The sequence below is a fragment of the Atopobacter sp. AH10 genome (assembly GCF_003664595.1).
GTDB lineage: Bacteria > Bacillota > Bacilli > Lactobacillales > Aerococcaceae > Atopobacter.
The window spans coordinates 22,136-40,722 of the sequence record NZ_QXPZ01000008.1; the positions used below are offsets into that span (position 1 = coordinate 22,136).

Here is an 18,587-nt window from a genome sequence, read left to right on the forward strand (position 1 = left end):
CAATTTAACTTCCTGTTATAATAAAACTATTTTACCATAGATATACATTTAATATGATATATATTTTAGCCTCTAGTATGCGCATAATGTTTGTCGCTAGCAGAATCCCTTCGTGTAAATATAACGAGTTTATGGTATAATATAGTGTAATAGAGGCAATGTTATACAAGGAGGTGCGCCATGACTCTTGATGTAAATAAAGAAAAATTAACAATTTTAGGGATTCCCTTTGATAACTTTTCAGATTTTGATACCGTCTGGTATGCTATTGGGTCATCAATGATTGAAAATTATGAACCTACTGTTCAAGATGTGATTGATTTAAAAACTTATGTTATCAACAGACGAAAGGAATTGAATATTGGTTAAAAATCAATACGAAGGTTACGAGTACATTGATCCTAATCACCAATATACATATCCAAATTCTACAGTCTTAATCAACAAACAAAATATTACAAATATTAAAGAAGCTTACCGGAATGAGCATTTATTCGTTACTAGAAGGCTTGCAGACTTGCGCTTGAAAGTCATTGAAGTCTACTCCATTAGTGATATTTTAGCCATTCATAAATATTTGTTTCAAGATATCTATGCTTGGGCGGGACAATATCGCAAGGTGAATATCTCGAAAAGTGGTAATCCTTTTATGCCAGTACAATCTTTTAACACTGCCAAAACGTATATAAACCATCTTATTCAAACCTATTATCAAACTGCTAACTCAAAGGATGAGATTATTAAACAATTAGCAAAAATTCTTGATAATCTTAATTATTTCCATCCCTTCCGAGAAGGTAATGGACGAACTCAACGAGAAGTCATTCGTTCCTTAGCATTATCGAAAGGGTATTTTGCACAAATACGCGTGGAGCAAGATGATGAGCTTTATAATCTTTATATGGACGGAACAGTCTATGGAGACTTAGGAAAATTAGAAGAACTACTTGGAAAAATACTGGAAAAATTGTAATTTAGTTTACTACCTTACCCACTGTTATCTTTAATTAATTCTACTTGAACGCCCCTAATATTATTCCTACTAACGATACCTTTTATAAAAACTCCTTGTCACTTACTATCAGTCTGTAGTTGACAAGGAGCTTTTTATTTTGATATTGACTAATTTTAATAGAGGATTTTAGAATGAACTTAGCCAAAATTTACCAACAACAAAATTTGAAAAAGTGCCAAAAAAAGATTATTCATAACATGTCCAATCAAAAAAAGCACCCTTTCGCCAAAAGCGAAAAAGTGCTTGAAACATTGATATAGCAATGATTAACGTTTTGAGAATTGAGAAGCTTTACGAGCTTTCTTAAGACCTGGTTTCTTACGTTCCTTCATACGAGGGTCACGAGTTAAGAGACCAGCTGCTTTCAAGGCTTTACGGAAGTCTGGATCAACGTTCAGCAAAGCACGTGCAATACCATGACGGATCGCACCAGCTTGTCCAGAGAAGCCACCGCCGTTAACATTAACAAGTACATCATAAGTCCCTTCAGTTTCAGTTACAGCTAAAGGTTGTTTAATCACTTCATGTAAGTGAGCAAATGGGATGTATTCTGCTAAGTCCTTCTTGTTCACAGTAATCTTACCAGAACCAGGAACTAAACGGACACGAGCAGTAGAGTTTTTACGGCGACCTGTACCGATGTATTGAGCTTGAGCCAAGTTAGTCTACCTCCTTAAATTAGCGCGTTGATATCAAGAACTTCTGGTTGTTGAGCAGCGTGTTTGTGATCAGCACCTGCATAGACATGCAATTTGCGGAACATTTGGCTACCCAATGCGTTCTTAGGTAACATACCTTTGATTGATAATTCAATCAAACGTTCTGGTTTGTCAGCACGCATTTTACCAGCTGTCGTTGACTTCAAACCGCCAGGATAGTTAGAGTGACGGTAATACATCTTGTCAGTTGCCTTGCGACCTGTCAATTTGATTTTTTCTGCATTAACAACGATCACATTGTCACCTGTATCCACGTGAGGTGTGAAAGTTGGTTTGTTTTTACCGCGTAAGATGCTTGCCACAACTGCAGATAAACGTCCCAATGGAACATCAGTTGCGTCAACCACATACCATTTACGTTCAATTTCACTTGCTTTTGCCATATAAGTTGTACGCACGGTTATTTCCTCCAATATTTAGATCTGTTTGAACACAATTGAGTTTCCGGGGCTCCATCGTGGGGCAAACAATACCGATAACCATAATACCCCAATTTATCTTTCCTGTCAACTTCGCTTGGCTTTTTCTTCCAAAAAAATCTGCTGTAGCTTTTCAGTCATTTTCACCATGTAGCACTTGCAGAATATCAAGCGTCTTCCTTTTCCAGACGTTGATAAAGCTCCACCATTTCCTTGGCTAAATCTAAGAATGATATAGCGGTCATTAAATGATCCTGCCCATGCACCATTAACAAGGAAACTTCTACCGCCTCCCCAGAGGCTTCTTGACTTAATAAGCCTGTTTGGGCTTTATGTGCTATATTGAGGGACTTTTGCGCTTCAGCTAATTTACTAGCTGCCAAGTCAAAATCTTTTTCTTTTGCGGCCTGAATAGCTTCAATAGCTTTCCCCCTTGCATCCCCGCCGTGCATAATTAATTGCATGATCACTTCTAAATTAGCTGGTTCACTCATCATAATCCTCCATCTTTTCTATAAGGCTAGCTATCTCTTAGGTCGTTTCTCCCTAGCCTTGCCCTGTGAAAATTTCTCCATATTTACCCCAAATTTGCTTCAATGTTCTTTTTCTACTATATGCCAAATAATAAGTTCAAAATTTCTTCCTCTACTTTACTTTTCAACATATCCTAGAGATTTCCCTTAAACTCTCCTAGATATTTCCTTTACTCCATTTTCCAAAATATTTTGCCGATCTTTCCTAAACTTCCTGCAGATTTTCTCTAAACTTCCTGCAAATCTTTCCTAAACTTCCTAGAGATCTTCCTTAAACTCTCCCTAATTCTTTTAAGGTTACTTTAGCTTTATTATCTCCATCAAACTATTAGGGAGGCGCATTAAACTTCATCAACTCCCTACAAAACCCTTTGCAAACTTTCTACCATGAGTGCTTTAAATCGTTTAAAACACGGTTCCTTCATCAAGGCTTGTCTTAAAGCTTTATCATTCGTCCATTGCCCGATAGCCTGAGAGACTTGAATTAAATGCGGATTGCTATAACTAGAAGGGGAGATGAGGAATACCATTCTAACTCCTTTATGCTGATCATTCCATACTATCGGATGCTTTAAAATAGCCACTGCTACTTGTGCTTCTTCTGTTAAAGCCGTTGTGGGATGAGGCACTGCTACTTCTTCTCCAAAAACCACTCCACCCATACTTTCTCGAAGTTTTAGCTGATCCTTCATTTTCCCTACAAAGTCTTCCATTGGGCTTTTATTTAGCGTCTTAATCAAATCATCGAGCAAGCTTTCTTTTTCCCTATTCGCCTCAATAATAAGAAAGCGACTCGGGTCAAAATGCTGTTGAAAAATTTCTTCTGCTTGTCCTTTATTCTCTTCTCTTGGCAAATTAAGCTTTGACTTGTCTTCTCCCTTTTCTAAATTTGGCCGTATTTCTTTTATCTTCTCTTGAATGTTTCTAATATCCTTATCGCTTAGAAATACATTGACAAAAACATAAGGGACGGGTAACCAAATATGCGACAAGTCTATGGCAGAAATCAACAAGTCTATATGCCCTAACTGCTCGGCATTTAACTGATAATAGCTCATCACATCGACAATTAGAATGGACTGGCCAAGGCTATTTTCCAAGCGACTTTTTAGCATTTGAGCTGAGCCGTAGCCCGTCGCACAAACCACCAATACTCTAATTTTCCGGCGTGCCTTGTAGCGTTCTCTAGCCGCTAGTATATGCAAAGCCATATAGCCCCACTCATCATCCGTTACATTTTGCCCTCTCAATTCTTTTAAAGAGGATAGATAATGCCGACATTCTTCCAAAACTTGTCCATGTTCCTGAGTAATTTCTCCTATTAAGGGGTTGTCCAACTGTATATCATTGCTTAAACGAACTTTGAGCGTTTCTAAATGCGTTAAAAGCCCCTCTACTAAAATAGGATCCACTTCAAACGCCTGCTCAGAAGCCGCACTCATTTCTTCCAACAAGTCCACTAAGCTTTTATATTTTTGCCCATCTGCATTTTTCTGGTTTAGCCTAGGATGACTTTTGCCGGATAGGTGAATGGCGACATACTGAACTTCCTCTTCTGGAAAAGTAATCGCCATCATTTTTTGGATTCGCTTGAGAATAGCTTCCGCTACCGTACGTTCTAGTTTGGCATCTTCTTTTTTTATGTTTGTAGGTGAAAGTAAGGGATAGCCCAGTTGGATTCGTTTAATCGTTAAAGCAAGGTGTAGCACCAAATTTTGGATCACAAAGTCCGACACCAATAGTTGCGCCTCACGACATTCATCCAAGACGACAATCGTCAAGCTTTCAAAACTCACCCCTTCTGGAAGAAAAGAAGGATCAATATAAGGGTTCAAAGCATTTCCATACTTAGGTGTAAAGAAATAATCCATCATAAAATGCCGTTGATCCAGTTCATCCCCTTTAATATAAAGATAGTGATCTGCGCCATAATCAATGGTCAGCTGATAGGGTTTTAAGAGCTCCCGACATTCGTTTAAGACATTTTTGACGCTAGTGATACTCAAATAGAGTTCGTCTTCAATATCCCTTATATGCGGTCTCCATTGGTCAAAGAAAAAGCGGTGAAGGATAAAAAATTGCCGATCTCTAGCTTCTTCCACTTGAACAACATCACGAGGAAAGGCCTGTTGTTGAGAGGCCATCTTCCAAAATTGGTAGAATAATTTTTCGTCATCTATTCTAAATTGATAGCCATAACCTGGAGTTGCTTCGATTACTGCCCCTTCCTCAGCTAGCACACGGGTCAAACTCTTTAAATATTTCCGTATCGTTTTATCCGATAGATGTAAGGCATTCGCTAGTTGTTGACTCGTTAGGTAAGTGTTAGGAAATTTTTTCAAGTAACTTAAGATATTATACTCTCGATTGTTCAAGACCTTCTGTTTTCCCATAAAATCCCTCCCTTCCTTCTTACCTATTTATTATAACAATATTCTTCTTACGCCGATGATCCAAAGCTTCCTTAGCGCTACGGAAGATGGACACAATACACTCTCTATTTTGCGGTACGAAAGCTTCCTTAGCGCTACGGATGATGGGGTATGGTAACTTAAGCTGCATATCCCCCAGATCAGACTGGAATTGCCTGCCCATATTGTAAGTAGGAAAATAAAATGCCTTATTCCCCCAGTAAGACTGGAATTGCCTGAAAACATTGCAAGGAGGAGACAAAAATGCCTTATTTCCACAATCAGACTGGAATTGCTTGAAAACATTGTAAGGGGGGAAATAAAATGACTTATTTCCACCGCTCAAACTGTCGTCGCTCACTTTTTAAGGCTTTTTCTGAAAAAACGCTAATTTTTTCGCCTTAGCTCTTTCTTTTCTAAATAAATATGGTAACATGGAAAGGACTCATTTTCGTGTCAAACCATCAATCACTCTGGTAGGATGAAGTCCTTGACTGACACCGCCAGCAAATATTAAGGAGGATTTTTTTTATGTTTAATAAGCATGAGTTTCTAGGTGAATTCATCGGAACCTTCCTCATGATTTTACTTGGAACCGGTGCTGTTGCTGTTGATGTCTTATTCGGTGCCCTTGCGTCCGTGATCCAAGTTGCACTTGTTTGGGCGTTTACAATCACTATTGCCATTTATTCCACTCGTCATCTTTCATCAGCCCATTTCAACCCAGCTGTAACGATCGCTATGATTGCCAGCAAACGGATGCCACTTAAAAAGCTCCCTACTTACCTTTTAGGGCAATTCTCTGGAGCTTTCTGCGCAAGTTTAATTCTCTTTGCTATCTTCAATCCTCATATCGCAGCGTATGAAGCAGCAAATAACATCGTTCGTGGATCAGTAGAATCTCATGTTTCTGCTAAGATGTTCGGGGAATTCTACCTTCAAGTAGGCTCTCCTTTACAAAGTATGTTAATCGCCTGTTTAGCGGAATTCGTAGGGACTTTCCTCTTGATCTACTTGGTCTTCTCTCTTACTGAAGGTTGCAATGTGGGCAAGCCAAACTCTGCTATCGAACCATTATTTATTGGTTTAGCTGTGGGTGTTATCGTTTGTGTGATCGGACCTTTAACCCAATGCTGCTTAAACCCAATTCGTGACTTTGCACCACGTTTAGTCACAATGCTATTCGGTTGGGGAACTGGTGCTTTACCTGATAATATGGGTGGTTTCTTCTGGGTGTATATCCTATCTCCAATCCTAGGTGGCCTATCTGCTGCTACTTTCTTCACCAAAGTGGTTGAACCTGCTATGGTCAAGAATACAGCTAGTCAAGAAGTCGCTGAAGAAGTTGCTGAAGTTTCTACTGAAGCTTTGTAGTCAACTCACCAAAGTTTTCTATCAACTATTTCTGATATCTATCAATTTTTTCTGATATAGATAAACTTTTTTTGATATCTATCAATTTTTCTGATATAGATAAACTTTTTTGATATCTATCAACTTTTCTGGCAAGGTCTAACTGTTCTTTAGTTGGCCTTGCTTTTTTATTTCCACTATGTCTAGGCTCTGGTCAGTTTAGCTAACCCTACTATGAACGTAAGCGGTCGATTACCAGCTACATTGCTTATTATTTCGTGTTATGGATGGCTTTTAGAGAATTGGTCATCTGTTCAACAGCCATGGCACCGTTTCGAGCCACGGTCTCTCAACTCGCCAGCCTCAAACAAACTGTATAGAAGCTGCGCTTGCAACAGTTTGTAATTCATTGGCGTGCTGAACATGGCTAACAGATGCCCATTCTCTTTTGGCTCTAGTTAAGTTAATATCTATTTAGCTAACCCTACTATGACCAGTGGAAATTCTAAAAAAGACTTACTCTTAAAAGCTGGCTCTTTGTGGGCTAGTCAAGATTCGCTATCCCTATCTCTTATCTGTAGCCTTAGCAAGTGTCTCCATAAGCCGTCATCTTAGCCAAAAGCCTAGTCAAAAGTCTTCATAAGCAATCTTCTAAGCAAAAATACCTTAGCAAGAGTCTTCATCTCGACTTTCCTGCTAAGGTATTTTACTTTTTTATTTTAAGGCTAATCATTCTGACTCACTTCAGGCTGAAAAACTACCTCGCAATAATTTCCCAACTCATTCTTTTTACAGATGATAGCCGCCTCTCTTTTACTCACAAAAAGCGACCAATCCTAGCCTGTTAGACGCCTCTCTTTTACTCAATGCTTGGCTTGTCATAACAAGCTGGATACCAAACTTTTTCTAAAACAAGTCCTTGACTTGGTGCAGTTGGCCCTGCAGCCTTACGATTTTTAGCTTCTAAAGCCTCAGCCATAAAACTAACTGGTTTTAAACCATCTCCTATTTGTATACTCGTTCCTACCAAAATACGCACCATATTATAAAGGAATCCCTTCCCTTCAAAGGTAAAGATTAAACAATCCCCCTGTCGTTTGACATCGGCTCGATAAACAGTCCTGACCTTGTCTTCTTTATCGGTTTTAGTGGAGCAAAAACTGCTAAAGTCATGCGTGCCAGGTATACAGGACAAGGCTTCTTGCATTGCCTCTAAATTGACCCGATAAGGATGGTGCCATTGGTAGAGACGTCTGAAAGGATCCATCACTTTATTCGTGCACACTGTATAACAATACCTCTTCTTTTCTGCATGGTATTGCGCATTAAAGTCGGGTAAAGTTTCTTTGACCTCTACTACTACAATATCTCCAGGCAAGAGGCTATTAAGGGCTCGTTGCATTTGTTCGGGAGCCAAACGAGCAGGATAATCAAAATGGATGACTTGTCCCTTGGCATGGACGCCAGAATCCGTTCTGCCAGATGCATAAACTGGAATAGCTATTCCTTTTGTCATTCTAAATAAGGCTTTTTGTAATTCAGCTTGGATACTATTGCCGTTTTTTTGAATTTGAAAGCCCACATATCTTGTTCCATCATAGGCGATGGTAGCCTTTATTCGCATTACCATGTGCGTAACCCAAATAAAGCAAGCGTAAAAGCAATAATCGCCACTAAGACCATCACATCTCTACGTTGATAAGAAAGCTTTCTGTACTTTGTTCTTTCTTGATCCCCATTATAACCTCTTGCTTCCATAGCTATCGCTAAATCATCCGCGCGATTAAAGGCTGATACAAAGAGTGGCACTAAAATAGGAATGATGGCCTTGATCCGTTTAAACATCGTTCCTTCATCAAAATCTACCCCTCTTGATTTTTGAGCATTCATAATTTTTTGAGTTTCATCCATCAAGGTCGGCACAAATCTTAAGGCAATAGATAACATGAGAGCTATGTCATGGACGGGCACCTTGATCTTCTTTAAGGGTTTCATCAAGCTTTCTAAAGCATCCGCAAGAAGAAGTGGCGGAGTCGTCAAGGTCATCAAGGTGGACATCAAGATAATCAAAAGGAAACGGAAAAAAATAAACACGGCTTGCCTAATGCCATCTCCAGTCAATTTTAAGAAAGCCCACTGCCAATAAACTGGCTCTCCTCCTGTAAAGAACAATTGGAGAAGGACGGTAAAGGCAATCAACCAAATCATGGGTTTCAATCCTTTGAGGAAAAAGCCTACTGGGATCTTTGAGAGAATCAAAGACAAGGCTAAAAATGCCAAGCTAAGCCCATAAGAGGCCAAAGAATTCGCAAAAAAGACTAAATAGATAAAGAAAAAGGAAGTCAGCAATTTTGTCCGTGGATCTAGCTGATGAACAAAAGAATTTCCCTTAATGTAACGACCGAAAATAAATTGATTCATCTAACTATCAGCTCCTTCCTTTAGAAATAGCACAATACGATCAGCTAATTCATCAATCGTTAGCGCATAAGAATGACTGAGAGGCTCATTTTGCCCGTCTAAAGCTTGATCTAGGCTTTTATCTAGCCTTTGACTTAACTGGCATCCTGAAGGGCTTACTGGGCTCTTACTTAAACTACCCATAGACGAATCCGACTGACTTAATGGCCTTTTAGATGAACTTTCCACAGAAGCATCCGACTGACTCAATGGGCTTTTAGATGAACTTTCCATAGAAGCATCCGACTGACTCAATGGGCTCTGAGACGTCTCCTCCCTAGTTGATTTAGCATCTTGGCTTACTGGGCTATTATCCGAATCTTCCAGTGTCGTCTCCTTATCTAGCTCATCTTTAGCCTTAAGCAATTCTCGATGAAATGCACTAGCCCATGGAAGCGACAATTGTTTCTCATGGAGCCAGTTAGCATCAGAAAAGATTTCTTCTGGACTGCCTTCTTTGACCACCTGCCCCTTCTCTAAGACAATCACATGGTCAGCAAAAGAAGCCACATATTCCATCTGATGGGTCACTAAAACAATGGTTAAGCCCTCTTCTGTATGCAAGCGATAAAAGAGTTGCATCATTTCCTTAGCCCCTCTTGGATCTAAACCAGCTGTTGGTTCATCTAAGACTAAGACTTCTGGCTCTAAGGCTAAAACTCCAGCTATGGCCACTCGCCTTTTTTGCCCTCCAGATAAATCAAAGGGAGAGCGGTCAAAATACTCATCAGGCAGATGGACTTCTTTTAACTTATCATGAGCTAGAACTAAAGCTTCCTCTTGGCTCATCCCAAAATTTTTCGGGCCAAAAGCTATATCCTGCCCGATAGTTTCATCAAACAATTGCGATTCTGGAAATTGAAAAACAATCCCCACTTTTTTACGAAGGCCTTTTAAGCCTTTCATATCAGAATCTTTAGTAATCAGGGTATCCCCCAAATGCACTTCTCCAGATGTCGGCTTGAGTAAGCCATTCAAATGTTGCAGAATCGTTGACTTCCCAGAGCCAGTATGGCCAATAATCGCTGTAAAGGAACCGGATGGAATAGTAAAGGTCACATCTTTTAAAGCTGTATTCGAAAATGGTGTCCCTGCTTGGTAATCAAAACTTACTTTCTTGAATGCAATTTCCACAAATACTCTACCAATCCTTCCTGATCAAGATAGCTTTCAGGTAAGTCAATACCTCTTTTGACTAAAGCTACTTTCAATTGATCGATATAAGGCAAGTCTAACCCATATTCTTCCAACTTGCTTCCTAGAGAAAAGAGCCCTTCTGGTTGCCCATCAAAAATAATTTCCCCATCTTTTAAAAGAATCGTTCGATCTGCCAAAGCTGCTTCATCTATGTCATGCGTAATGGATAAAACCGTCAAATCTTTTTCTGCTTTTAATTGGCGTAGGGTTTCTAATACTTCTCTACGTCCAAGTGGATCTAACATAGAGGTCGCCTCGTCTAAGATGATCACTTTAGGTGCCAAAGCCATGACCCCAGCCAGAGCCACACGTTGTTTTTGACCTCCAGATAAGCGAGCGGGCTCATGATGCCTAAAATCCCACATATTCACCCATTTTAGAGCTTTCTCCACCCGTTCTTGCATTAAGGATCGTTCAAAGGCTTGGTTTTCTAAACCAAATGCCACATCATCTTCTACAGTAGTTCCTACGAATTGATTATCAGGATTTTGGAAAACAATCCCGACTTTAGAACGAATTTCCCAAATGTTTTCTTCAGTTAAGCTGTTCCCATCAATCGTCACACTTCCCGATAAAGGAGTCAAAAGTCCATCGATCACCTTCGCTAAAGTCGATTTGCCAGACCCATTTGGTCCAACGATTGCCACCCACTCTCCTTCATTAATCGAAAGAGAAAGATCCTTTAGAATCAAGGGTTTAGCCGAATCATAAGTAAATTTCACATGATCGAGCTGGATCATCAGAGACATAGGTCACCTCATTTCTTTCATTTTTATGAATTTAATTTCGCCTGTTATATTAAATTTTCACTTGCTCCATTTTTAAAGGAGTAAGGCAGGCTGATAGATAAAGTTAAGCTACACTTTTTAATGACTCACCTAGATGAAGCTTCAACCAGCTAGATTTTTTAATGACTCGCCAGGATGAAACTTCAACCAGCTAGATTTTTTTAATGACTTCGCATGGATTAAGCTTCAACCAGATACTTTTTTGATTTCGCATGGATTGAGCTTCAACCAGCTAGATTTTTTAACTTCGCATGGATTTAAGCTTCAACCAGCTAGATTTTTTAACTTCACCTGGATTTAAGCTTCAACCAGCTAGATTATAGCATATAAAGATAGCCTCATTTTTTAAACATACGCTCTTAGCTTACCAAAAATTCCTTTACAAAAGAATACTTTAGGCTTTTTTTATGATGAATGCCAGTGAAAGTCTAAGAGAGAGGCAAAGGGTCTACTTTATATCATCGAAAGACAGATACTTGTAAGTTACACAAAAAGGCTTACACTGTGCTTCTATTTATTTGGATCAGCTAGATACCGTTAAAATTTAGGTCATTCGCAAAGTGGCAAATATCTTTCGGAAAAATTCAGCTAATAAGAGCTAGTTAGCCAAGTTTTCAATGCTTGATCGCTTGGACAATTGGCGGATAAATCCTAATGATAAGAGCAAGCCAGCCAAGTTTTCAATGCTTGGTCGTTTCGACAATTAGCGGTTGAATTCTGCTAATAAAGGCACACCATATTATCCCCATCAGAAAAAGCCCAAGCTAAGATTTTTATCCAAGCTTGAGCCAAAAAAAATAGCCCTCAACCATATGAATGGTCGCTAAGCTAGATAGCTTAGCGACACTCGAGCTAGACTAAAAGGTTCCCCTTCATCATCATAACACTCGTTCATACTTTGAGAGGTTTAGAAATCGTAAGTCGTATAAGACTAAACGAGTTCAATAATAACCATAGGAGCACCGTCACCTTGACGTTGACCCAATTTCAAAATACGGGTATATCCCCCTTGACGTTCAGCATAACGAGATGCCAATTCGCCAAATAATTTTTGTAAAGCTGTTTCTACAACAACTTCACCTTCTTCGCCTTCACCATCTACACGAACGTCGCTTAATTCATGACGAACGAATGCAGCAGCTTGACGGCGGTGGTGTAAATCACCTTTTTTACCTAAAGTGATCATTTTTTCAACTGCAGAGCGCAATTCTTTTGCACGTGCTTCAGTTGTGGTAATACGTTCGTTGATGATCAAATCAGTCGTTAAATCACGTAACAAAGCTTTCCGTTGAGAGCTTGTCCGATTTAATTTACGGTATGCCATTCCTGGGTTTCCCTCCTTCAGATTAATCGTCCTGACGTAATGTCAGATCTAAATCAGATAATTTTGTCTTCACTTCATCCAGAGACTTACGACCCAGGTTACGAACCTTGATCATCTCTGCTTCAGATTTACTGGTTAATTCCTCAACCGTGTTAATCCCTGCCCGTTTCAAGCAGTTGTAAGAGCGAACGGATAGATCCAATTCCTCAATCGTCATTTCGAGCATTTTACCTTTTTGCGTTTCTTCTTTTTCTACCATGATTTCCGCTTTACGAGCTTCATCAGTTAAATTCACGAAGACGTTTAAATGTTCCGTCAAAATCTTGGCAGAAAGGGAAATCGCTTCTTCTGGTGAAATAGAGCCATCTGTCCACACATCTAAAGTCAATTTATCGCTAAGGCGTTTATGACCAATACGTGTATTTTCAACTTGATAATTCACCTTATGTACAGGTGTGTAAATCGAGTCGATCGGAATAACTCCGATAGGTGTAGATTCACTCTTGTTGTGTTCAGAGCGCACATAGCCACGACCACTCTTGGCATTCATTGTGATATGCAAGTGATGATCCTTAGCTAACGTACATAGGTACAAGTCAGGGTTTAGAATAGTGACATCACCAGAATGGGAAATATCTCCAGCTGTAATCGTAGCGGGGCCTGTAACGTCGATTTCGAGAACTGTATCCTCTTCATCCAGCTTCTTTAGAGCAACTTGTTTCAAATTGAGAATAATCGTGCTGACATCTTCCATAACCCCTTTAACGGTGGAAAACTCGTGCAAGACACCGTCAATTTGAATGTCAGTAATAGCAAATCCTGGCAGCGAGGACAGTAAGATTCGGCGTAAAGAATTACCTAATGTTGTGCCATAACCACGTTCTAATGGTTCAACAACAAATTTACCAAACTTCTGATCTTCACTGATCTCAATCGTTTCAATGACTGGTTTTTCAATTTCGATCATTAAATTTCATACCCCTTTCGAAACGCTAAGATGGACCAAACAGATTAAACCCGACGACGTTTTGGCGGACGGCAACCATTGTGAGGAATTGGTGTTACGTCACGAATAGCTGTAACTTCCAAACCAGTCGCTTGCAATGCGCGGATAGCAGCTTCACGACCAGAACCTGGTCCTTTAACGGTTACTTCAACCGTCTTCATGTTGTGTTCCATTGCGCCTTTAGCAGCTGTTTCAGCAGCCATTTGAGCAGCAAATGGGGTAGATTTACGAGAGCCACGGAAGCCTAGTGCACCAGCGGAAGACCAAGAAATTGCGTTCCCATGCACGTCGGTAATCATAACGATCGTGTTGTTAAATGTAGAGCGAATGTGAGCCACACCGCTTTCGATATTTTTTCTGACACGTTTCCGTGTATTTTTTCTTTGAGCCATTTAACGCAGTACCTCCTTTTCAGTCATTCCTATTTCTTGCCGGCGATAGCTTTAGCCGGGCCTTTACGCGTACGAGCGTTGTTTTTAGTGTTTTGCCCACGAACTGGCAAACCAAAACGGTGACGATTGCCACGGTAAGAACCGATTTCTTGAAGACGCTTGATGTTCAAGCTAACTTCACGACGTAAGTCCCCTTCAATCTTGAGCTTGTCTACTTCAGCACGGATGCGATCCAATTCATCGTTCGTTAAATCGCGAACCCGAGTATCTTCGGAAATTCCAGTAGTCGCGAGGATTTCTTTCGCTGTTGTGCTACCGATACCATAGATATATGTTAACGAAATGACAACGCGTTTGTCACGCGGAATGTCGATACCTGCAATACGAGCCATTCAGTTGGCACCTCCTTGTTATTTTCTAACCTTGACGTTGTTTATGTTTTGGATTGCTGCAAATGACCATAACTTTACCATTACGTTTGATCAATTTGCATTTTTCACAAATCGGTTTAACACTTGCTCTAACTTTCATTCGTTTCCCTCCTTATTGACATGGGAGCCGATTACTTGAAGCGGTAAGTGATCCGTCCACGGGTTAAATCGTAGGGCGAAAGTTCAACCGTTACTCTATCGCCAGGCAAGATTTTGATGTAGTGCATCCGAATCTTTCCTGAGACATGGGCTAAAATTTCATGCCCATTTTCCAGTTCAACTTTGAACATGGCATTAGGTAGAGTTTCAGTAATGGTTCCTTCTACTTCGATGACATCTTCTTTAACCAATCAATTTCCCTCCTCATTGGGATAGTGGAAAAGGTATTGAATATTAACTGCCTAATTTTATCACATTAAACCATGTGCATCAAGCTATTAACTATTGTGGCAGGTTTTTCAAGAGTTTTTCTATATCTGTAAAGACATCCTTAATATCTCTTGACCCATCCACATTTCTCAATAAGCCTTTTTCAGCATAAAAATCGAGAATCGGCGCCGATTGTTTCGTATTAATGGCGATCCGATTTTTGACGGTTTCAGGTTTATCATCGTCCCGTTGATAAAAATCACTCTCACCACAACGATCACAGACGTTCGCTTCTTTTGGCGGATTGTTTAAGGTGTGGTAGGTAGCGCCACATTTGCGGCAAATGATCCGACCCGTTAGACGATCCATCAGTAATTGTTCGTCCACCTCAATGTTTAGGACCACATCTAAGTGGCGGCCCAAGTCTGATAGAGTTTTCTCTAAGGCATGGGCTTGATCCAAGGTACGAGGATAACCGTCCAATAAGAAACCTTTTTTGGTATCGTCTTGACTCAGACGTTCTTTAACGATCCCATTGGTTACTTCATCCGGAACCAATTCACCTTTGTTGATATAAGCTTGAGCTTCTAAGCCAAGCGGTGTCTTGTTCGCAATAGCTGCCCGGAACATATCCCCTGTTGAGATATGTGGAATTTGGAAAGTTGCGACAATTTTTTCTGCCTGAGTCCCTTTGCCGGCCCCTGGCAATCCCATTAAAATAGTATTCACTGGAAAAAACCTCCTCAAGGACCCTATTCCTCGATAAAACCGATGTAACGACGCGTCACCATTCGCCCTTCAATTTGCCGTGCGGCTTCAAGAGCTACCCCTACGACAATCAATAAGCTAGTACCGCCCATACGGATTTCTGGCGGTAAATCCCAAATACTAGAGGCAATCATAGGTAACAAGGAAATAAGTGCTAAGTAAAACGCCCCTACAGTACTTAAACGTACCAATAAGCCGGACAGATATTCTTCTGTTTCACGACCAGGACGTACGTTCACAATATAGCTTCCTTGTTTTTGTAGGTTTTCTGCCACCTTTTCAGGGTTTACTTGAACAAAAGCGTAGAAATAAGTGAACACGATAATCATAATAATGTAAATACTTGCCCCAAGTTTTGTCTGCATATTGAAGACTTCCATTAAGATTTGGAACCATTTTTTACCTGCCATTTGCGCTTGGAATAAGTTCAAAATGGTAGCTGGAGCCATCAAAATGGATGAGGCAAAGATGACTGGGATAACCCCTGCCGAGTTGATCTTTAATGGTAACCATGAAGTTTCATGAGAACCAGTTGCACGTCTTGAATATTGAATCGGTAAACGACGTTGAGCCGTTTCCATCACAACGACGAAAACAATGATCAAAATCATCGCTAGGATTAAGCCAAAAGTAAAACCAAGATTGTTCCAATTATTGGTCAGCGGGCGCCCATTGAAATAATTCATATAGAACTTATAGAAACCTTGTGGCAGACGAGCCACGATCCCACCAAAGATCAAAATTGAAACACCATTGCCTATACCATTAACTGTAATCATATCACCGATCCAGGTTAAGAACATGGTACCGGCTGTTAAAATCAAAGCGATGGTCAGATAGGTTTGCGGCCCTGGGTTATTGACCAAGCCGTAATTGGATAAGGCGTTAAAGCCAATGGACAAACCAATGGATTGAACAAAGGCGATAACAATCGTGAAATAGCGGGTGAACTGGTTCAGCTTACGCCGACCCACTTCCCCCTGTTTAGACCATTCCACGAAGCGTGGTACGATATCCATTTGTAAGAGTTGGACAACGATCGATGCCGTAATATACGGTGACACCCCGAGAGCGAAAACCGAATACTGACTCAACGCCCCACCGCCAAAAGTGTTCAACATTCCAAAGAGGCCTTGACTAGCAATAGCCTCGATAGCAGAAGAGTTCACTCCTGGAACGGTGATCTGACTCCCAATTCGGAAGACCAGCAACATCAAGAAAGTAAAGACTAAACGTTGACGAATATCTTTAACTGATAGGGCGTTCCTTAGCATACGAAACATTAGATCACCTCTACTGTTCCACCAGCCGCTTCAATAGATTCTTTTGCTGTTGCGCTAAATTTGTGCGCTTGAACAGTTAATTTACGTTCTAATTTACCCTTGCCTAACACTTTAACACCAGCGTTAACACCTTTCACCAAACCTGCTTCGACTAGGTCAACAACTTTAACAGTTGCGCCATCTTCAAAGCGGTTCAATGCTTCAACGTTAACCACTGCATATTCTTTACGGTTAATGTTCTTGAAGCCACGTTTAGGCATACGGCGGAAAATAGGCATTTGCCCACCTTCAAAACCTAAACGAACTTTACCACCAGAACGTGCTTTTTGACCTTTTTGACCACGTCCAGATGTTTTACCATTCCCAGAACCTTGACCACGACCCACACGGTTACGTGTTTGACGTGAGCCTTCTGCAGGATGTAATTCGTGTAATTTCATCTCTTGGCACCTCCTCGTGTAATCTAAACTTCCTCAACGCTTACTAAATGAGAAATAGTGCGGATCATCCCTTTGATCGCGTCATTTTCAGTTCTCACAGCAGTTTTGCCGATTTTAGTCAAACCAAGCGCTTTGGCTGTTCTGATTTGATTTTGAGGACGAGCGATCAAGCTTTTTTTCAAGGTAATTTTGAGTTGAGCCACTTGTTTGTCCTCCTTAGTTCAAAATTTCTTCAACAGATTTGCCACGCAATTCTGCTACTTGTTCAACAGTCTTCAAGGATTTTAATCCTTCCATAGTTGCACGAATAACGTTGATTGGTGTGTTGGAACCCAAGGATTTACTTGTAATATCAGCAATCCCTGCCAATTCGATAAGGGCACGAACAGAACCACCAGCAGCTACCCCAGAACCGGAAATAGCTGGTTTCAACATAACGCGACCACCACAGAATTCACCAAATACTTCATGAGGAATTGTAGAGCCAACGCGAGGAACTTCGATTAAGTTCTTACGTCCGTCTTCAATTGCTTTACGGATAGCTTCTGGAACTTCTTGAGCTTTCCCTGTACCAAAGCCGACATGACCGTTCTTGTCACCGACAACGACTAAGGCTGCAAAACGTAGACGACGGCCCCCTTTAACAACTTTAGAGACACGGTTGATAGCGACCACGCGATCTTCAAGTTCTAATTTATTGGGATCGATAAAAGTCATAAAGATATATTCCTCCTTCTCTTAAAATTTCAAGCCGTTTTCACGTGCGGCATCAGCCAATGCTTGAACACGGCCATGGTAAAGATAACCGCCACGGTCAAAGACAACATTCGTAATAGAAGCTGCTTTAGCACGTTCTGCGATTAATTGACCAACTTGTGCAGCTTGTTCCGTCTTAGTCCCCTTAGAAACTGCGGAATCAAGAGTAGAGGCACTTGCTAGCGTCACACCCGCTACGTCATCAATTAATTGAGCGTAGATGTTTGTGTTGGAACGGAACACGTTTAAGCGTGGGCACTCAGCAGTACCAGAGATATGACGGCGTACACGGGCATGCCGTTTTTGACGTAATTTGTTTTTATCTGGTTTTGAAATCACAATTTTCACCTCTTTGTTTCTTTATGTTAAGCCGCTAATGGCCTATTATTTACCAGTTTTACCTTCTTTACGACGAACGAATTCATCAGTGTAACGAATCCCTTTGCCTTTATAAGGTTCTGGTGGACGAACTTCACGTACTTTAGCAGAGAAGTCGCCAACTGCTTCTTTATCATAACCGGACACGATCAATTTCGTGTTAGAAGGAACTTCAACAGTAATACCTTCTGGCAATTCGAATTCAACAGGATGGCTGTAACCAACGTTCAATACGAGTTTCTTGCCTTGTAATTGGGCACGGTACCCAACCCCGATTAAATCTAATTCTTTCTTAAATCCTTCGCTCACACCAATGATCATGTTGTTGATCAAAGCGCGAGTTGTGCCGTGCAATGCACGAACGTCTTTTTTATCAGAAGAGCGAGAAATTGAGATTTCATTGCCTTCTACAGTCAAAGTTAAGGCATCGCTGTAGCTAAAGCTCATTTCGCCTTTAGGACCTTTAACCGTGATAGTACGGTCTTGATCTTTCACTTCGACACCGTTTGGGACTACAATGACTTTATTTCCGATACGGCTCACTG

At 40.6% G+C, this 18,587-nt stretch carries 23 protein-coding genes and 1 pseudogene; 3 read left to right on the plus strand and 21 right to left on the minus strand.

The annotated features are described in order from the left end of the window. Positions 1 to 180 precede the first annotated feature (180 nt). Complete coding sequence (locus tag D3H64_RS02255; protein ID WP_074658354.1) at positions 181 to 369, plus strand: hypothetical protein; 189 nt, start codon at positions 181 to 183, stop codon at positions 367 to 369. Then, complete coding sequence (locus tag D3H64_RS02260) at positions 362 to 973, plus strand: Fic family protein (protein WP_121564432.1); 612 nt, start codon at positions 362 to 364, stop codon at positions 971 to 973. The genes D3H64_RS02255 and D3H64_RS02260 overlap by 8 nt, the downstream gene beginning before the upstream one ends. A 308-nt stretch (positions 974 to 1,281) precedes the next feature. Here the strand turns inward: D3H64_RS02260 and rpsI are convergent, their stop codons facing one another. The 4 genes from rpsI to D3H64_RS02280 form a co-directional block, all read right to left on the minus strand. Then, entirely contained in the window at positions 1,282 to 1,674 is a 393-nt protein-coding gene (gene rpsI / locus D3H64_RS02265) for a 30S ribosomal protein S9 (RefSeq protein WP_121564434.1), read from the minus strand. Positions 1,675 to 1,688: 14 nt separating this feature from the next. After that, positions 1,689 to 2,132 (minus strand): 50S ribosomal protein L13, encoded by a 444-nt coding sequence (gene rplM / locus D3H64_RS02270; protein WP_121564436.1) that lies wholly within the window; start codon positions 2,130 to 2,132, stop codon positions 1,689 to 1,691. A gap of 188 nt (positions 2,133 to 2,320) precedes the next feature. Then, on the minus strand, positions 2,321 to 2,647 hold the full coding sequence (locus tag D3H64_RS02275) for a PTS lactose/cellobiose transporter subunit IIA (protein WP_121564438.1): 327 nt from the start codon (positions 2,645 to 2,647) through the stop codon (positions 2,321 to 2,323). A 398-nt stretch (positions 2,648 to 3,045) separates the two neighbouring features. Then, the gene (locus D3H64_RS02280; RefSeq protein WP_121564440.1) at positions 3,046 to 5,079 is read right to left on the minus strand and encodes a BglG family transcription antiterminator; all 2,034 of its coding nucleotides are present in this window, start codon (positions 5,077 to 5,079) and stop codon (positions 3,046 to 3,048) included. Between the two features lie 549 nt (positions 5,080 to 5,628). On the opposite strand from D3H64_RS02280, the gene D3H64_RS02290 reads away from it, so the two are divergent. Further along, a complete protein-coding gene (locus tag D3H64_RS02290; protein WP_121564444.1) occupies positions 5,629 to 6,471 on the plus strand; it encodes an MIP/aquaporin family protein in 843 nt (280 codons plus the stop codon). Between the two features lie 838 nt (positions 6,472 to 7,309). Here the strand turns inward: D3H64_RS02290 and truA are convergent. The 17 genes and pseudogenes from truA to rplF all read right to left on the minus strand — a co-directional run bounded on the left by truA (position 7,310) and on the right by rplF (position 18,585). Next, on the minus strand, positions 7,310 to 8,080 hold the full coding sequence (truA, locus tag D3H64_RS02295; RefSeq protein ID WP_121564446.1) for a tRNA pseudouridine(38-40) synthase TruA: 771 nt from the start codon (positions 8,078 to 8,080) through the stop codon (positions 7,310 to 7,312). Next, complete coding sequence (locus tag D3H64_RS02300; protein ID WP_121564448.1) at positions 8,074 to 8,871, minus strand: energy-coupling factor transporter transmembrane protein EcfT; 798 nt, start codon at positions 8,869 to 8,871, stop codon at positions 8,074 to 8,076. Before D3H64_RS02300 ends, truA begins: the two co-directional genes overlap by 7 nt. A gap of 399 nt (positions 8,872 to 9,270) precedes the next feature. Continuing rightward, positions 9,271 to 10,044, minus strand: a pseudogene (locus D3H64_RS02305) (energy-coupling factor ABC transporter ATP-binding protein); the annotation flags it as partial. Next, on the minus strand, positions 10,020 to 10,856 hold the full coding sequence (locus D3H64_RS02310; RefSeq protein ID WP_121564453.1) for an energy-coupling factor ABC transporter ATP-binding protein: 837 nt from the start codon (positions 10,854 to 10,856) through the stop codon (positions 10,020 to 10,022). The gene D3H64_RS02310 and the pseudogene D3H64_RS02305, both read right to left, overlap by 25 nt. A 970-nt stretch (positions 10,857 to 11,826) precedes the next feature. Beyond that, the gene (rplQ, locus tag D3H64_RS02315; RefSeq protein WP_121564455.1) at positions 11,827 to 12,219 is read right to left on the minus strand and encodes a 50S ribosomal protein L17; all 393 of its coding nucleotides are present in this window, start codon (positions 12,217 to 12,219) and stop codon (positions 11,827 to 11,829) included. Positions 12,220 to 12,241: 22 nt separating this feature from the next. After that, on the minus strand, positions 12,242 to 13,186 hold the full coding sequence (locus tag D3H64_RS02320; protein WP_121564457.1) for a DNA-directed RNA polymerase subunit alpha: 945 nt from the start codon (positions 13,184 to 13,186) through the stop codon (positions 12,242 to 12,244). A 44-nt stretch (positions 13,187 to 13,230) separates the two neighbouring features. Further along, positions 13,231 to 13,617, minus strand: a complete 387-nt coding sequence (gene rpsK, locus D3H64_RS02325; RefSeq protein WP_121564459.1) for a 30S ribosomal protein S11 — start codon at positions 13,615 to 13,617, stop codon at positions 13,231 to 13,233. A gap of 29 nt (positions 13,618 to 13,646) precedes the next feature. After that, the gene (gene rpsM / locus D3H64_RS02330) at positions 13,647 to 14,009 is read right to left on the minus strand and encodes a 30S ribosomal protein S13 (RefSeq protein WP_121564461.1); all 363 of its coding nucleotides are present in this window, start codon (positions 14,007 to 14,009) and stop codon (positions 13,647 to 13,649) included. A gap of 25 nt (positions 14,010 to 14,034) precedes the next feature. Then, positions 14,035 to 14,148, minus strand: coding sequence for a 50S ribosomal protein L36 (gene rpmJ / locus D3H64_RS02335; protein WP_025729653.1), 114 nt, complete (start codon positions 14,146 to 14,148; stop codon positions 14,035 to 14,037). A gap of 31 nt (positions 14,149 to 14,179) precedes the next feature. Further along, on the minus strand, positions 14,180 to 14,398 hold the full coding sequence (infA, locus tag D3H64_RS02340; protein WP_121564463.1) for a translation initiation factor IF-1: 219 nt from the start codon (positions 14,396 to 14,398) through the stop codon (positions 14,180 to 14,182). A gap of 91 nt (positions 14,399 to 14,489) precedes the next feature. After that, positions 14,490 to 15,146 carry an adenylate kinase gene (locus tag D3H64_RS02345; RefSeq protein WP_121564465.1) on the minus strand — a complete coding sequence of 219 codons (657 nt, stop codon included), beginning with the start codon at positions 15,144 to 15,146 and terminating at the stop codon, positions 14,490 to 14,492. Positions 15,147 to 15,169: 23 nt separating this feature from the next. Further along, positions 15,170 to 16,468, minus strand: coding sequence for a preprotein translocase subunit SecY (gene secY, locus D3H64_RS02350; protein WP_121564467.1), 1,299 nt, complete (start codon positions 16,466 to 16,468; stop codon positions 15,170 to 15,172). After that, a complete protein-coding gene (rplO, locus tag D3H64_RS02355; RefSeq protein ID WP_121564469.1) occupies positions 16,468 to 16,908 on the minus strand; it encodes a 50S ribosomal protein L15 in 441 nt (146 codons plus the stop codon). The genes secY and rplO overlap by 1 nt, the downstream gene beginning before the upstream one ends. A gap of 23 nt (positions 16,909 to 16,931) precedes the next feature. Continuing rightward, positions 16,932 to 17,111, minus strand: a complete 180-nt coding sequence (rpmD, locus tag D3H64_RS02360) for a 50S ribosomal protein L30 (RefSeq protein WP_121564471.1) — start codon at positions 17,109 to 17,111, stop codon at positions 16,932 to 16,934. Between the two features lie 13 nt (positions 17,112 to 17,124). After that, positions 17,125 to 17,625, minus strand: coding sequence for a 30S ribosomal protein S5 (gene rpsE / locus D3H64_RS02365; protein ID WP_121564473.1), 501 nt, complete (start codon positions 17,623 to 17,625; stop codon positions 17,125 to 17,127). Between the two features lie 21 nt (positions 17,626 to 17,646). Then, the gene (rplR, locus tag D3H64_RS02370; protein WP_121564475.1) at positions 17,647 to 18,003 is read right to left on the minus strand and encodes a 50S ribosomal protein L18; all 357 of its coding nucleotides are present in this window, start codon (positions 18,001 to 18,003) and stop codon (positions 17,647 to 17,649) included. Positions 18,004 to 18,048: 45 nt separating this feature from the next. Then, entirely contained in the window at positions 18,049 to 18,585 is a 537-nt protein-coding gene (gene rplF / locus D3H64_RS02375; RefSeq protein WP_121564477.1) for a 50S ribosomal protein L6, read from the minus strand. Between the last annotated feature and the right edge of the window lie 2 nt (positions 18,586 to 18,587).

Bases quoted from the DNA above. Each gene is read 5' to 3' on its own strand.
- D3H64_RS02255 (WP_074658354.1), top strand. From the start codon at position 181: ATGACTCTTGATGTAAATAAAGAAAAATTAACAATTTTAGGGATTCCC.
- D3H64_RS02275 (WP_121564438.1), bottom strand. From the start codon at position 2,647: ATGAGTGAACCAGCTAATTTAGAAGTGATCATGCAATTAATTATGCAC.
- D3H64_RS02280 (WP_121564440.1), bottom strand. From the start codon at position 5,079: ATGGGAAAACAGAAGGTCTTGAACAATCGAGAGTATAATATCTTAAGT.
- D3H64_RS02290 (WP_121564444.1), top strand. From the start codon at position 5,629: ATGTTTAATAAGCATGAGTTTCTAGGTGAATTCATCGGAACCTTCCTC.
- truA (WP_121564446.1), bottom strand. From the start codon at position 8,080: ATGGTAATGCGAATAAAGGCTACCATCGCCTATGATGGAACAAGATAT.
- D3H64_RS02300 (WP_121564448.1), bottom strand. From the start codon at position 8,871: ATGAATCAATTTATTTTCGGTCGTTACATTAAGGGAAATTCTTTTGTT.
- D3H64_RS02310 (WP_121564453.1), bottom strand. From the start codon at position 10,856: ATGTCTCTGATGATCCAGCTCGATCATGTGAAATTTACTTATGATTCG.
- rplQ (WP_121564455.1), bottom strand. From the start codon at position 12,219: ATGGCATACCGTAAATTAAATCGGACAAGCTCTCAACGGAAAGCTTTG.
- D3H64_RS02320 (WP_121564457.1), bottom strand. From the start codon at position 13,186: ATGATCGAAATTGAAAAACCAGTCATTGAAACGATTGAGATCAGTGAA.
- rpsK (WP_121564459.1), bottom strand. From the start codon at position 13,617: ATGGCTCAAAGAAAAAATACACGGAAACGTGTCAGAAAAAATATCGAA.
- rpsM (WP_121564461.1), bottom strand. From the start codon at position 14,009: ATGGCTCGTATTGCAGGTATCGACATTCCGCGTGACAAACGCGTTGTC.
- rpmJ (WP_025729653.1), bottom strand. From the start codon at position 14,148: ATGAAAGTTAGAGCAAGTGTTAAACCGATTTGTGAAAAATGCAAATTG.
- secY (WP_121564467.1), bottom strand. From the start codon at position 16,468: ATGTTTCGTATGCTAAGGAACGCCCTATCAGTTAAAGATATTCGTCAA.
- rplO (WP_121564469.1), bottom strand. From the start codon at position 16,908: ATGAAATTACACGAATTACATCCTGCAGAAGGCTCACGTCAAACACGT.
- rpsE (WP_121564473.1), bottom strand. From the start codon at position 17,625: ATGACTTTTATCGATCCCAATAAATTAGAACTTGAAGATCGCGTGGTC.